Raw genomic sequence first — 14,097 nt, 5'->3', positions numbered from 1 at the left:
AGACTCCTTCCTTATGGCATAAAGCTCGCATCTACCATATCCTCGTATTTCACATCCACCTTCAGGTTGCCAATAAACTTCTGCATATCGATCGCCGCCTCAAATGCCGATTCCGTTAATGTGCCGTCCTGTGGGTACACATTGCTGTCAATCATACGCTGTACCGCATTTTCTACCACGACAGCATCAAGATTCGGAAATTCCTTTTTCGCCACTTCCTTCGTGCCTTCCGGGTCCGAGTGGATGTAATCCAGCGCAAGCTCGATGGAGCTAACCATTCGTTTCACCAAATCCGGCTGTTCCTTAATAACCTTGGATGACGTGTTCAATGTTGCAAAGGCAAAATCCGGATAATCCTTCGTAAAGTCGTATACGATTTCGAGGCCCTGCACGATTCCTTGGTCCAATTGCGGCTCATAAACAATAGCAATATCCGCTTGTCCGGCTAACAGCGTTCCTAGCTCCGAGCCATTTTGCACTTCGGTTATCTTTACATCCTTCTCAAGATCGATATGATTGTCTGCAAACAGCTTGCGCAAAAGACTGTTCGAGCTGGTAGGCGCAATGCCAGTTACAATCGTTTTCCCTTTAAAATCCTCAGGTGAATCAATTGTTGTACCCGCCTTTGCAACCGCCCATACTGGTGCGCTGCCTGACAAAATACTCACCGATACCGCATCCCCGCCCTTTGCTTTGGCAAAAGCCACATGCTCTGGCCCATGGAACGAAAACGTCGATTCGCCTGACAGCACAGAGGCAAGTGCGGTTGGACCGCTTCCCGCAGCCGTAATAGACGAGAGTTTAATTCCGTTTTGTTCGAGGTACCCCTTTTCCTGTGCTACATACAACGGAAGGTAAAGAAGATTATGATAAACCTCGGATACCATAATAACATCCGGTTTCGTTTCGTTTGCTGCGGCTGGAGCCACTTTCGGCGTATTGGCGCCGCCGCATGCACTAAGCAATATACTGCTTGCAAGTATGAGGCCGCTTAACTTCATTGCTGTCTTTTTCATCATCATCATCAGTCTCCTTTGAGTTTGGGGTTTCTATATAGGACCGCTTAAACACCTGCTGATTTATTCGACATCTGCTTATTGTCATTCCAAGGCAAAATCCATTTTTCAACAAAGCTTACAATGGTATAAAGGCATGTCGCGACAAGCATCAGCGTGAATACACCGACCCAAACTGCTGGCAGATTAAACAAATTGCCTTCAACAAAAATCATATGACCTAGCCCTTTATCCGATGAGATAAACTCGCCGCCTACAACGGAAACGAGCGCAAGCCCAATATTGATGCGGAAAGCGGAAATAATCCACGGAAGCGACGATGGAACGATAATTTTGGTGAAAATCTGAGACCGCTTCGCTCCAAATGATTTCATTAAATGAATCTGTGATTGATCGATCTGATGAGTTGCCTGATACGCTGAAAGTAAAGCAACGATCAGGGTCGCTATGGAGGCCAAAGCTATTTTGGAGAAAATACCAGACCCAAACCAGATAATAATCAAGGGAGCTAGCGCAATTTTAGGCACGCCGTTTAGGGCAACAACAAAAGGGTCAATTACTCTAGACAGCTTTTTTGAAAACCAAAGCAGCAGACCCGCTAATGAGCCGATGAGGCTTCCGACTGCGAATCCAATTACGGTCGCCTTCACCGTCGCATAAGCGTCGGTAAACAACTGGCCCGATTGGATCATCGACACGGTCGATTGTAAAATTGCCGAAGGCGAACCGAGCAGGAAAGCGTTGACCCACTCCAGCCGAACAATCATTTCCCAGCCTGCAATAATAACGCCGATAATGACAAAACGCCACGCCATCGCTGCTGCCCACTGCTTCAGCGCTTCTGCTTTATGCGGCTTTATGAGACGGCGACTGCCAACCGATATTTTTTTAGCGTCTGGAAGCTTCATTCTCTGTGATGCATTTTCCATTAGCTTGACCTCCCCATCTGAATATCCAGCTCTGACCAAATGGACTCAAAAAACTGCTTGAACTTCGTATCCGTACGCGCCTTCATTGCCGAGCCATGCTCAGCTGCCAAACCGACCTCGTACGTCTTCTTCACATAAGTAGGCCGCTTGCTCATAACGAAAATACGGTCTGAAACGGAGATAGCCTCTTCGATATCGTGAGTGATGAGCACACCGGTTTTTCCTTCATTTTTTAGAATGGACAATATTTCATCCTCCAGCACCAGCCTTGTCTGATAGTCCAGCGCCGAGAACGGCTCATCCAGCAAAATAATATCTGGCTGCGTCACCAGTGTGCGAATGAGTGCAACCCGCTGCCGCATGCCGCCCGATAGAGTAGATGGATAGGACTTGGCGAAGGAATCCAGTCCATAGCGTACAAGATAGGTCATCGCGATCTCATGACGATCCTTCTTGGAAAGTCCCTTTACCTCAAGACCCAGCGTTACATTATCAAGTATCGTCCGCCAAGGGAGCAGCAAATCTCGCTGCATCATATAACCAACATGGCCGGTTTTGCGCCCAATTTCGTCTCCATCGACCAGAACCTTGCCAGAGGTTGGCTCCAGCAGCCCTGCAATGATGTTGAAAATAGTGCTTTTCCCGCAGCCGCTCGGTCCGACGACGCTCACAAACTCTTGATGTCGAATTTCCATGGTGATGCCCGCCAATACGTTGATATCATCGCCCTCTGCGTCTAAAAACGATTTCGTAATATTTTGTACTTGAATGGCTGGATGCCTTTGTTCACCTCTCAGCACCATTTCCTCTACCGGCTTCATATTGACTACGCTGCTCATTTGTCCTAACTCCCTTCGTATATGTGTGAACTCTTTTTATTGATGTTAGTTTTCCTCACATGAATTTGATATGTCTATATCATAATCATTTCAGCCGCTGCTGTCATTGGTCAAAAGCGCTGTAATCAAAATATGAATTTAGCTGTTTTGACTAAATTTTTGTGTTTGTATTTTTCAAGAGCGGCTCAATGGCAAAGGCAACACGAAACCGAAAGCTCTCCAGCGGGTCCTTCAGCCTTCGTCCTGTCAGCTTTTCGCACTTTTCCAACCGATAAATAACCGTATTCCTGTGGATAAACAGCTCCTTAGCCGTATCAATAATTTGGCAGTGGTTGTCATAGAAGCAGCGTAGCGTCCTCAGCAGCTCGTTCTGATCATTCTCTTCCTTATTGAACAAATCCTTAAGCGCCTCTTCATAAAATCTCCGCAGCTCTTCATAAGGAAGCATGCGCAGCAGCCGGCTAACATCCATCGTCTGATACGATTGAACAAAATGTTTTCTCTTTAACAAATAACCCGATTGAAGTGCCTTCAATGCTTCCTTAAAGGACAAGCCCAAATCAAGCACATTCGTAAACGGATTGCCAATGCCGAACGATAATCCCGTCTGCTCATCGGTGTAGATTCGTTCCGAAGCAAGCGCTAGCCGCTTTATGAACGCAGCCTCGTCCCAGCTATCCTCGGGCTGCTGAACGAGTATTCCGAACACATCATTTTTGGTAAACATAACAAATGGAACATCCAACCGCGCAAACTCCCGCTTCAGCACCTCGTAATAGGCATCCCGCTCAGCATTTAGACGTTCTTCTGTAGCAGAATCATCGTTCCTCTGCCTATGTGCTGGTGAATCATCCAACTTAGCGACAATAATAAAGGCTGTTGCTTCCGTCTGCAGACCATATTTGCTGCCGCGATGCAGCACCTCCTGCTCGGCGCTCATATGGCCCTCAATCAAATCGGAAAAAAACTCATTTTTATAGCGGCGGGAACGTTCCTTAACCGCCTGCTTCTTCGTCATTTCCAGTCCGATGACGTGCGCTGCCTGCTCGACTGCCAGTGCGGACAGACCTGACATTGCGTGCGCATCAGAAAACGCAAGCAAGTAACCTTCATGGCGATACGTATGAATGGGGAATAACTCTATATGTCGATAATAAGGGGGCTGAATGTTGGTAAAGCACAGCGATAACGGCGAGCTTGAAGAAGGGAGCAAAGCCATCGCCTCCGCGGCAAATGCCGGAAGACGTTCCATTTGCACACTGGAAAAATGACTTGAGGCAGCGGATATCTGATGTTTTATATTAAGCAAAAGCACAGGCGTATCTAATATTTCGGCCAACTTGTCTATAATTCGCTCAAGCCCATTTCCTTGCATAACCATGTCAGAAAACTGCTTGTGAATCGTAAGCGCATAATGCAGCTCATGTGTTTTCGTTTCCAACATAAGGCTAATGGACTGCTGAAACAGCTCACCGAGCGTCGTCTCAAGCATGGATAGCTCAATAATCGGAAAAGAAAGGCGATCCGCCTCCTCAAGCACCTCCTGAGGAATGCTCATCGAGAAACGTTTGGTCTTTATTGCAAGCCCTGCGCAGCCTTTGCTATGCATGTCGATAATAAAATCGATCATCACCTCTGGACGATCCTTTAATATATATCCATTCGTCAGCAGAAGATCGCCCTTCTTGAGAAAGGTGACAATATCGGGAGCATCCATAATGTTAATTGACGACACATCTTGAGCAGCTATACCGTTCATTCCAGCAATAATCTCAGCTTTAGCAAATACAGGCGATTTGAGCAAGTCAACAAGAAGCATATGACCAACACCTTTCTCTTAATGTTAGTAAATCTAACATTTAAAAAAGGAGTTTGTAAAGTTTTATTTGTGCATTTCAACTAAAATGACCAGATGCCTTTAAGCATTCCGTATAGAGTGAGGGAGCTGATGAGACAAATAGTGACATTGTTCATCAAGAAACGAGCATTTATAAACGCCGTCTATTTTTAAAAATAGATAGGTTGACTGTAGAACGTTTGTTCCCCTATAATGAACATGAGGTGATTTACACATGTCCATGCCGTTAACCAAGATATACGAAGCAGAACTGCAAAGTCCACCTACTCACGAAGAACTACAGCTTATACATATCGCCATTATCCTTCCACTAGCCCATGCTGTTGTAGAGCGCAATAGAGGAGAGCTGGAGAGAAAAGCCCGGTCCTTACGTTCCATTTTCACCAAGGCGGCCGATTTAATTATAGTGAGAATGAAATCCGATTTAGCAGCAAACACGAGGCAACTTGTCCTTAAAGGCATTACAGTAGGTCTGTACAGCAGCGCTTATGAGAATGTGGTCTATCGCTTTAACTGCCGCGGCTTTGAACAAGAGATTTCCCTTCCAAATGAATACATACGCAGCGAAATAAACAGGCATATTGCAGCCTATAGCTCATCCATTTTTTTGAAAAATGTTTCTTGCTAACTCGCTTTTCTGATTAAATGCAACCTTTTTCTTCTCGGATGCGTAACAAATACAAATCACATTCGAGTAGTTGTTTAGGAGGAATAGAATATGAAGGCTGCAGGTACGTTACTATTAATAACTGCAATAATCGAGGCTATTTTAGGCTTTCCTGTACTAGGAGGCATGCTTGTCATTTTATCAGGATACACGGTATTGTTCGCGACACTCATCCTTCATATCGTAACCCTGGTCCTTTGTTCTCAGCATAATAAACCGATAATAGGCAGCGTTTTCGGCATTGTTACATCTGTATTGGCATGGATTCCGGTTTTGGGAATGATTCTGCACCTTACAACGGCCGTCATTCTCTTTATTTCCGTTTCTAAGAAGGAGCAAGACAGCAATTTCCCTCATCCTCCCGCTCCAGGCACCTTCTAACGAACATAAGAAAAAGGCCATCCCCGTAGAATTATCTACTGAAGGATAGCCTTTTTTCACTTCAAGACTTTAAATTCTAGGCTTTAACCTCTAGACTAGCCTGACTGATCATATTTCTTCTTCGACATACGCTTAATACCAGCCCTAGTGCCATTAACTCAAGAATGCCGGTTGTGCCCCCGTATGATATGAAAGGCATATTCATTGCCGTTATGGGCATCAGCCCAAATGACATCATAATATTCCAAACAAAATGAAATCCAATAATCGATAGCATAGCCGTTGCAAGCCCTTTGGCATAAGAATCCTTAAGTGTTCTTAACGCTGTAATGGCTTTGACAATGAACAGTACCGTGAGCAGCATAACCGCACCGCCAAACACCCAGCCAAAGCTATAAATTAAATGAGTGAACACCATCTCACTTTGCAAATAGGGAATTTTGTTATTGGTGACGCCAAAACCATTTCCCCATAATCCCGCTGATCGCACAGCTTCGATTACATTCAACTGCTGATAGCCGATCCACTCTGAGTCAGACGACATAAAGAAAAAGAAATATCTCTCAAAAGAATGATAAATTCTCTCTTTCATAAGGATCAATAGGCTTCCTGCTATTACGGCTAATGTTGCTGCACCAGTCAAAAACAGTTTATATGATTTCGAAACATAGGTTACTACGATCATAAGCCCGAAAGCATATCCTATAAAGCTATGAAAGGAATTCCCTTGTAAATACAGCAACGTGGGAACCAGCACAAACATAACAATGATTTTAACCAGCTGCACTGCTTGTTTGAATTTCCCTTGCTCGGCCTGCCCTTTGCTCATCAGCATTCCCGCTAATGCAATCAAAAATAAATAAGCAGCAAGAGCATAGACATTTAAGGTAAACGATCCAGCAGTGAACCAACGTTTAGCCCCATTGATAGTAGTTCCATAAATAGAACAGGCCACCAATAGGATCACTGTTCCGCTGTAAATGTACAAGGAATATTTCTTTAATTTTCGATAATCCAGAAAGTAAATAACGACAAGAAGAACAATACCTATTGCTGTAAAAAACGATTTTCTAAATAATAATTGAACATTATATTGTATATTTTGGCCCAGATAAGCGACCTGCAGCGAATACATAGCAAGCAGCCCTATGCCAATCATTATGGCAACTATAGCTGCCAGGCTCCATTCCATCCTAGGCTTGTGCGCTGCGTGCAGCTGCTTCCCAAGGTCATCCGGATTGCCCATCTGTGCCAATGCTTGTTGGACAGCTTCAGCCTCGGTCAGCCCCTCACTAAGCTTGTCATCCACTAGCTCTTCTAGATGACTTCTCATCTCAAGCTGTATATCCGCATGTACCTCCTTAGCTTTCACATGACCGCACACCTGCTTCAAATATTGCTCAACCGATTTACCCTTCATACCGCCAATCCCGCTCATGCATGGCCCTCCCCAATTACACGGTCCACAGTCGTTCGAAACAGCGCCCATTCCTGCTTCTTCTCCTCTAACTGTCCTTTTCCACGCTCGGTAATCCGGTAATATTTGCGTTTTCGGCTGCCTTCCTCATTCCAGTAGGATTCAACCATCTGTTCAACCTCAAGCGTATGCAGAATCGGATAGAGTGTCCCTTCTTTGAACGTAAACAGTCCGCTGGAGCTGCGCTCGATCTCTTTGGTCATCTCATAGCCGTACATTTCTTTGCGATCAAGCAGCGTTAAAATTAAAATAACAGTGCTTCCCTTCATAAGCTCTTTATTGATTTTCATAGCGTTCTCCTTCTATGTATCGAGTATCTATACATCGTATATCTATGTATAAGTATATAATGAGGTTTGAACAATATCAAGTTGATGTCTCCAAACTACAAAAAAAGAAGCAGCCCGCATAAATAGGGGCTGCTTCTCTTTTAAGCTTATAGTCCAGTTGGCAGCTGGAACATCTGTGTCAGTTCATCAATCGTAATCACATCGGTTGGAATTTCTTCAAACTTCGGCTCTTTGCCAATGTCCGAATAAATGACGTCATAGTGAAGACCTAGCTTCATCTTCTGACCGCTCGCTTCATCCGAGGCTTCAAAATTCAGCTTGCCTGCTTGATAAGAAAGGTAGCCATCCGAAATAGCTCCAGTAAACTTCAATGTGTTCACTTTAATATCATTTTTAAGTGTATTTAGAATTTCCTCTTTGTTCGTTTCCAAATCAGTTTTCAGCTGCTCGATATCTGCTTTCTCAAGCTGCAATGATTGCAATGATGCTTCGTTTTTGAGTAAAATATCCAGAACCGCAGGCAGTACTTCGTTTACAACGGTTTCTACCGTTTGCGGGTAGTTGCCTTCATTAATTTCAAAAGCAACGACTTGATCAGCCTTCAAGTCAGCAGGTAAACCCGCCTCACTAGCTTTAAGCTCGCTGAAGTAGGTTTTTTCATCAAAGTTTTTGAGCAATACTTCGCCAATCTCTTGTCCCAGCTTCTGCTGCGTAGTCAGATCAAGCCCAGCGGCGCCTTGCTGCTCCGCAAGCTCCTTCAGGTCAATCTTAATATATTTGCCTGTAATCGTCTCCGGCAGCGGCAGCATCGGAATTTGAGGCACTTTAATGTATAATATTTGATCTGTAAAAATCATCGGCACCGTCAGCTTCATTTCCATGTCGCCAGGAATGACAATATTCATATTCAGATCCGTACGCATCGGTTCCTTCTGGTACACCGCATCCACTGTAATCGTTGCGTCCTTGATCATACCTACAATAGCAGCGGTGGCAGCCAAGTCGCCTTGCATAGCCGCATCCTGTGGAATTTCCAATTCATCTAAACCTAATGACATTTTTACTGCGTATGAGTCCGCTTCTGTAATTTTAGTCATAGCTGCCTGCAATGCTTCCTTCGGCGGTTTAGCCGAGCTGCACCCTGCAATAACAACTATAATAACGGCCAACAAAATAACCGCTATTTTCTGTACCTTCTTCATGTAATAAGTTCCTCCCCTATCTTTTTATGAGCACCTCCATTCTATACTAAAAAAGCAGCTTTTAGAAGTTATAACCAAAAAATCCCGTTTCAAATATCGAAACGGGACGTTAGATCTATTCATTATTTGTGACCTTCGATATAGTTCTAAGACCCTTGAGGATTATGATGACTCACATGATTACGCTGCTTCGTCTTCTTAGAGCCCGATAGCGGCTCTTGCTGTCCTTCGCCATTATTCTGCTTGGACCTGCCGCTTTGCGGATTGTTATCCGGTACTGGAAAGCTGTCTGGCTTCGACATAAGGACCCCTCCTCTAATCTTTTTGATGCAGCAAATCAGTTGGATGATCGTGGTTTATTGCGTCCTGGTTGCGACGGTCGTTCTTATCCTGCTGCAGCTGCTGGGCTTGATGACCATTAACCGCATCAATTGACAGTGCGTCCGCCACATTCGATAAATTTTTATCAACAGATCCTTTTGCCTTTGTCATCAATGTCCGTCTCCTCTATACATGAGTCAAGCGTTGAAGCGCTTGTGCACATTCATGCAGATGTCTAGTGTAGTCCGAAATCAATTCTTGTATGACGTCTCCGCGTTCATCGACAGATATCTTATCCCGCTCAACGTCAATCAGCTCAACCTTCACTTCGCGACTATCCACATAAGTAACCTTAAAATCAAACGAATACATTTGATGGCCAGCTGTTTCGATCGTTATGCGCAGCGACTTCGAATCTGCCTCGTCTGGCAGCACCTTGCAGCGATCAGCAGTATTAATTGTTTCCGGCAGCGTTTGCCGCCAAGCATCAGCTAAGTTTTCCTGATTCATTTGCAGCTCATCTGTTTTACCCATTGAGTAAAGCACCTCCACACCGTATAACATGCGAAGAGCGACTATATTTTATACGAAAAATAAGTAACAAAAAAAGCCTAAACGCTTAGCGTCTAGACTTGGTTGATTAAGTATGGAGGAGAGAGTGGGACTCGAACCCACGTGGGCTTGCACCCTAACAGTTTTCAAGACTGCCCCGTTATGACCGCTTCGGTATCTCTCCGCATGTAATTTTCACAAGAATTATTGTACCACAGGTCAAAATAGAAATGCAACTATATTTTGACCCTGTGGCAAAATAAATTTAGAGCTTTGATGCTTCGATCGAGCTAATTCCACCCATATAAGGACGAAGCACCTCAGGAATGGTGATAGAACCATCGGCCTGCTGGAAATTTTCAACGATTGCGGCAAAGGTACGACCTACGGCGAGGCCCGAACCGTTCAATGTATGAACAAACTCCGGCTTGCTCTTCGTATCTCTACGGAATCGAATTCCGGCACGACGCGCTTGGAAATCCTCTACGTTCGAGCATGAAGAAATTTCACGGTATGTGCCTGCGCTTGGCAGCCAAACTTCGAGGTCATATGTTTTAGCCGCTGTGAAGCCCATATCTCCCGTACAAAGCGTCAGAACGCGATACGGAAGTCCTAACAGCTCTAGTACCTTCTCTGCATTAGCTGTCATTTTCTCCAGCTCTTCATACGAATCCTCTGGTTTCGTCAGCTTGATCAGCTCAACCTTGTTGAATTGATGCTGACGAATCAAGCCGCGCGTATCGCGTCCAGCAGAGCCCGCTTCTGAACGGAAGCAGGAGCTGTAGGCTACAAAATATTTTGGAAGCTCTTCAACAGACAAAATCTCTTCACGATGCAGGTTTGTAACGGGAACCTCTGCAGTCGGAATAAGGAAATAGTCCGAATCCGAAATTTTAAATAGATCCTCTTCAAATTTCGGAAGCTGTCCTGTACCGACCAAGCTATCACGATTGACGATATAAGGCGGCAGAATCTCTTCATAGCCGTGCTTATCACTATGCAGGTCCATCATAAAGCTGATCAGCGCACGCTCTAGACGAGCCCCTAGACCGCGGTAGAACGTAAAGCGTGAGCCTGTCACCTTAGCTGCGCGTTCGAAGTCCAAAATCCCAAGTGTTTGAGCAAGCTCCCAGTGCGGCTTAGGCTCAAAGTCAAAGCTTGGCACCTCGCCGTTTTTACGAATCTCCACATTATCTTCCTCGGACTTGCCGATCGGCACGCTGTCACTAGGAATATTAGGAATGGCCTGCGTCAGCTCTACCACCTGCACATCAAGCTCACGAAGCTCATCGTCCAGCTCTTTAATGCGGTCTCCTACTTCTCTCATTTCAAGGATAAGCGATTCAGCATCGCCGCCAGTTCTCTTGAGCTTGGCCACTTCCTGTGAAACCGTGTTGCGACGGCTTTTCAGCGTCTCCGTTTCTTGAATGAGATCACGACGCTTGGTATCAAGCGCCGGGAAATTGGCTACCAGCTCAAGCGAAGCTCCGCGGTCAAGCAGCGCTTTCTCAACCTTCTCAAATTCGTTGCGTAACAATTTAACATCCAGCACGTTTCAAAAGCCCCTCTCTGAAGGGAGTAAATTTTATTATTGTAAAAGCCTATTCCTTGGCTGCCGCTGCTTCTTTCACCATGTCGACGAAATACGCATGCAGTCTGAAATCATCCGTCAGTTCAGGATGATAGGAAACGGCAAGAAGATGTCCTTGTCTTGCTGTAACGATCTCATCTCTGAAGGTGGACAATACGTCAACATCCGAACCGACTTTTTTGATTAGCGGGGCACGAATGAATACTGCGCGAACCGGCTCATCAATACCTTTAACGTCCAAGTCCGTTTCAAAGCTTTCCTGCTGACGGCCAAATGCATTCCGCGCAACGGTCATATTCATAAGACGTAAATGCGCGTCCTCTTGCCCCTCAATTTCGTCCGCCAATACGATAAGGCCCGCACATGTGCCGAACAACGGCTTGCCCTGCGCAGAAAATTCCGCAATAGCTTCCATAAAACCGTATTTCCGCATAAGCTTGCCGATCGTCGTGCTTTCGCCGCCAGGTATGACAAGCCCCTGCAGCTCATCAAGCTGCTGGACCTGCTTAACGGCTACCGCCTCTGCGCCCGCCGCTTCTAAGCTGCGTATATGCTCTGCTACTGCGCCCTGAAGCGCAAGTACACCTATCTTCATTGATCCGTTCACCTTCCTTTACAGGCAAGAGCCGGCAGCGCAATTCACGCTAAGCCGGCACCTGCATCCAACATCTATTAAATACCGCGATCTTGCATACGCTCTGAGGAGTTAAGCTTGGAAATTTCGATCCCCTTCATTGGTGCTCCAAGGTTTTTCGATACTTCAGCAATTAGCTTATAGTCTTGATAATGAGTAGTTGCTTCAACGATTGCACGAGCGAACTTCTCTGGGTTTTCCGATGTGAAAATACCGGATCCAACGAATACGCCGTCTGCTCCAAGATGCATCATCAAAGCTGCATCGGATGGTGTAGCTACTCCGCCTGCTGCGAAGTTAACCACTGGAAGCTTGCCAGTCTCATGTACGTTTAGAAGCAGCTCATAAGCTACACCAAGAATTTTAGCTTCATGATAAAGCTCGTCCTTCGACAAGCCTTGAATTTTACGAATTTGGCCATTGATCAAGCGAAGGTGACGAACAGCTTCAACGATATTTCCTGTTCCCGGCTCACCCTTCGTACGAAGCATTGCTGCTCCTTCTTGAATACGGCGCAAAGCTTCTCCAAGATCCTTCGCTCCGCATACGAATGGAATCGTGAACTCATGCTTGCTGATGTGGAACACTTCATCTGCTGGCGTAAGCACTTCACTCTCATCGATATAGTCAACGCCCAGGGATTCGAGCACTCTAGCTTCTACATAATGACCGATACGGGCTTTTGCCATAACTGGAATAGAAACGACTTTCATTACTTCTTCTACGATTGTCGGATCAGCCATACGAGCGACTCCGCCTGCTGCACGAATTTCGGAAGGAACGCGCTCAAGCGCCATTACCGCTGTTGCCCCTGCTGCTTCTGCTACTTTTGCTTGCTCGGCGCTCATAACGTCCATAATGACGCCGCCCTTTTGCATTTCTGCCATGCCGCGTTTTACGCGTGATGTACCTGTTTCCATGCTACAAATCCTCCTATTTTTCATCCAATGAATTGTATATTACCGCAGTTGTTCTAACCATTGATTTTACAGGAACCAAGAATAATCGACAAGTCTTGATTTGCTTTATTTCCTTGTTTATTACTCGGATTAGAACAAATTGACGATTCCATTAAATAAACCAGCGAAAAAATCACCAATTCCGCGGAACATCAGACGGAACCAGCCGCCTTTTTCTCCATCTTCATTTGTAATTAGGTTAACCGTACGAGTCAATTCCTGCGCTGTATCAGCGTCTGTGTACTTGTAAGTCACTGTACCGACAACTGTTCCTGCAGCAATCGGAGCAATCAGCTCTGAGTCTGGTTTGATATCGGTAGATTGAACCTCGATCTTAGGCTCGACACCCTTTTTCACCATGAAAGTAATATCTTTATCTGTCACTACGGCCAATGATTTTTTCTTGCCCTTCTTAATCTTAACCGATTGCATTGTTTCTACCACTGATTTTGGTGCAAGAACCGTTTTTTTCTCAAATGTACTGAATCCATAGTCATACATCTTTGCCGTTTCGTTAAAACGAGCGGACTTCGTAGCAGTATCCATTACAACGCTAATAAAACGTTGCTCGCCTCTTTTGACCGTACCTGTGAAGTTATAGCCGGCAGAATTAATGAATCCTGTTTTCATGCCGTCAACGCCCTCATAAGCTAAATGCTTCAAGCCCGATTGGTTTACATTCGTGCCAAGCATCCAGTTAATATTGACGATTGCTGTTTTGTCACGCTCGCGAAATTTGTATTCCTGCAGCTTGGAGTACTCGAGAAACTCTGGATGCTGGTTCAAAATAATTTGTGCAAGCTTAGCCATTTCAGCTGTCGATATCACGGTCGTCTCCGATAATCCGGTAGCACTTGTGAAAATCGCTGTTTCCAACCCAAGCTGATCGGCTACTTCATTCATTTTAGTAACAAAGCCTTGCTCACTGCCTGAAATTTTCGAAGCGAGAGCAATGGTTGCATCATTAGCAGAACCTACCGCCATTGCTCTATACAAATCCAAAACCGTATGTTGATCGCCTTGAGCTAGAAACACGGATGATCCATCCGCTGGCGTAGAGGCTGCTTCCGCACTAGTCGTAACAACTTCATCCCAGTTTAGACGTCCATTAGATATTTCTTCAAGAACGATATATTCCGTCATTAGTTTGGTCATACTTGCTGCAGGAAGTGGTTCTTCTGAATTTACCTCATACAATACTTGACCGGAATCCGCATCAATTAAAATGGCTGCTTTCACCTGTAAGCCTAAAGAGTTTTCAGTACTGGGTCTGCCTTGATATCCATCCGCCATAACTACCGCAGAACCAAGCGACAGCATGACCATCCATACCGCTATGCTTGCAGCGATGACCGTCTTTAAACGAACCGGCCTTATCATT

The 14,097-nt window shown here is 45.2% G+C and carries 16 protein-coding genes and 1 tRNA gene; 2 read left to right on the top strand and 15 right to left on the bottom strand.

The window, feature by feature from the left end:
- Positions 1-11: 11 nt before the first annotated feature.
- The 4 genes from MHI37_RS00545 to MHI37_RS00530 all read right to left on the bottom strand — a co-directional run bounded on the left by MHI37_RS00545 (position 12) and on the right by MHI37_RS00530 (position 4,603).
- Entirely contained in the window at positions 12-1,025 is a 1,014-nt protein-coding gene (locus MHI37_RS00545) for an ABC transporter substrate-binding protein (protein WP_076337826.1), read from the bottom strand.
- 38 nt (positions 1,026-1,063) lie between these two features.
- Positions 1,064-1,945, bottom strand: coding sequence for an ABC transporter permease (locus tag MHI37_RS00540; protein ID WP_076337825.1), 882 nt, complete (start codon positions 1,943-1,945; stop codon positions 1,064-1,066).
- Positions 1,945-2,784, bottom strand: a complete 840-nt coding sequence (locus MHI37_RS00535; RefSeq protein ID WP_256710584.1) for an ABC transporter ATP-binding protein — start codon at positions 2,782-2,784, stop codon at positions 1,945-1,947. Before MHI37_RS00535 ends, MHI37_RS00540 begins: the two co-directional genes overlap by 1 nt.
- Before the next feature lie 151 nt (positions 2,785-2,935).
- Entirely contained in the window at positions 2,936-4,603 is a 1,668-nt protein-coding gene (locus tag MHI37_RS00530) for a PucR family transcriptional regulator (protein ID WP_076337824.1), read from the bottom strand.
- Between the two features lie 253 nt (positions 4,604-4,856).
- Between MHI37_RS00530 and MHI37_RS00525 the strand changes: the two genes are divergently transcribed.
- Positions 4,857-5,270 carry a hypothetical protein gene (locus tag MHI37_RS00525; protein WP_076337823.1) on the top strand — a complete coding sequence of 138 codons (414 nt, stop codon included), beginning with the start codon at positions 4,857-4,859 and terminating at the stop codon, positions 5,268-5,270.
- A 90-nt stretch (positions 5,271-5,360) separates the two neighbouring features.
- Positions 5,361-5,690 carry a hypothetical protein gene (locus tag MHI37_RS00520; protein ID WP_076337822.1) on the top strand — a complete coding sequence of 110 codons (330 nt, stop codon included), beginning with the start codon at positions 5,361-5,363 and terminating at the stop codon, positions 5,688-5,690.
- 76 nt (positions 5,691-5,766) lie between these two features.
- Here MHI37_RS00520 and MHI37_RS00515 read toward each other — a convergent pair whose 3' ends face one another.
- From MHI37_RS00515 to MHI37_RS00465, 11 genes are all read right to left on the bottom strand, one after another.
- On the bottom strand, positions 5,767-7,128 hold the full coding sequence (locus tag MHI37_RS00515) for an FtsW/RodA/SpoVE family cell cycle protein (protein WP_076337821.1): 1,362 nt from the start codon (positions 7,126-7,128) through the stop codon (positions 5,767-5,769).
- Positions 7,125-7,457, bottom strand: a complete 333-nt coding sequence (locus tag MHI37_RS00510; RefSeq protein WP_076337820.1) for a PadR family transcriptional regulator — start codon at positions 7,455-7,457, stop codon at positions 7,125-7,127. The genes MHI37_RS00515 and MHI37_RS00510 overlap by 4 nt, the downstream gene beginning before the upstream one ends.
- 146 nt (positions 7,458-7,603) lie before the next feature.
- The gene (locus MHI37_RS00505) at positions 7,604-8,659 is read right to left on the bottom strand and encodes a hypothetical protein (protein ID WP_076337819.1); all 1,056 of its coding nucleotides are present in this window, start codon (positions 8,657-8,659) and stop codon (positions 7,604-7,606) included.
- A gap of 146 nt (positions 8,660-8,805) precedes the next feature.
- Positions 8,806-8,961 (bottom strand): small acid-soluble spore protein P, encoded by a 156-nt coding sequence (locus tag MHI37_RS00500; protein ID WP_076337818.1) that lies wholly within the window; start codon positions 8,959-8,961, stop codon positions 8,806-8,808.
- Positions 8,962-8,974: 13 nt separating this feature from the next.
- The gene (locus MHI37_RS00495; RefSeq protein ID WP_179090248.1) at positions 8,975-9,151 is read right to left on the bottom strand and encodes a hypothetical protein; all 177 of its coding nucleotides are present in this window, start codon (positions 9,149-9,151) and stop codon (positions 8,975-8,977) included.
- A gap of 15 nt (positions 9,152-9,166) precedes the next feature.
- Positions 9,167-9,514: a hypothetical protein gene (locus MHI37_RS00490; protein WP_076337817.1), complete on the bottom strand. Its 348-nt coding sequence runs from the start codon at positions 9,512-9,514 to the stop codon at positions 9,167-9,169.
- Positions 9,515-9,627: 113 nt separating this feature from the next.
- A tRNA-Ser gene (locus MHI37_RS00485) sits at positions 9,628-9,716 on the bottom strand.
- Between the two features lie 81 nt (positions 9,717-9,797).
- A complete protein-coding gene (serS, locus tag MHI37_RS00480) occupies positions 9,798-11,084 on the bottom strand; it encodes a serine--tRNA ligase (protein ID WP_076337816.1) in 1,287 nt (428 codons plus the stop codon).
- A gap of 49 nt (positions 11,085-11,133) precedes the next feature.
- Positions 11,134-11,718 (bottom strand): pyridoxal 5'-phosphate synthase glutaminase subunit PdxT, encoded by a 585-nt coding sequence (pdxT, locus tag MHI37_RS00475; protein ID WP_076337815.1) that lies wholly within the window; start codon positions 11,716-11,718, stop codon positions 11,134-11,136.
- 77 nt (positions 11,719-11,795) lie between these two features.
- Positions 11,796-12,677, bottom strand: coding sequence for a pyridoxal 5'-phosphate synthase lyase subunit PdxS (gene pdxS / locus MHI37_RS00470; RefSeq protein WP_076337814.1), 882 nt, complete (start codon positions 12,675-12,677; stop codon positions 11,796-11,798).
- Positions 12,678-12,806: 129 nt separating this feature from the next.
- Positions 12,807-14,096, bottom strand: coding sequence for a D-alanyl-D-alanine carboxypeptidase family protein (locus MHI37_RS00465; protein ID WP_076337885.1), 1,290 nt, complete (start codon positions 14,094-14,096; stop codon positions 12,807-12,809).
- Position 14,097 lies beyond the last annotated feature (1 nt).

Source organism: Paenibacillus sp. FSL H8-0548 (assembly GCF_038630985.1).
Lineage (GTDB): Bacteria > Bacillota > Bacilli > Paenibacillales > Paenibacillaceae > Pristimantibacillus.
The sequence above is the reverse complement of the archived record's forward strand: the minus strand, read 5'-3'. Positions and strand labels throughout refer to the sequence as shown.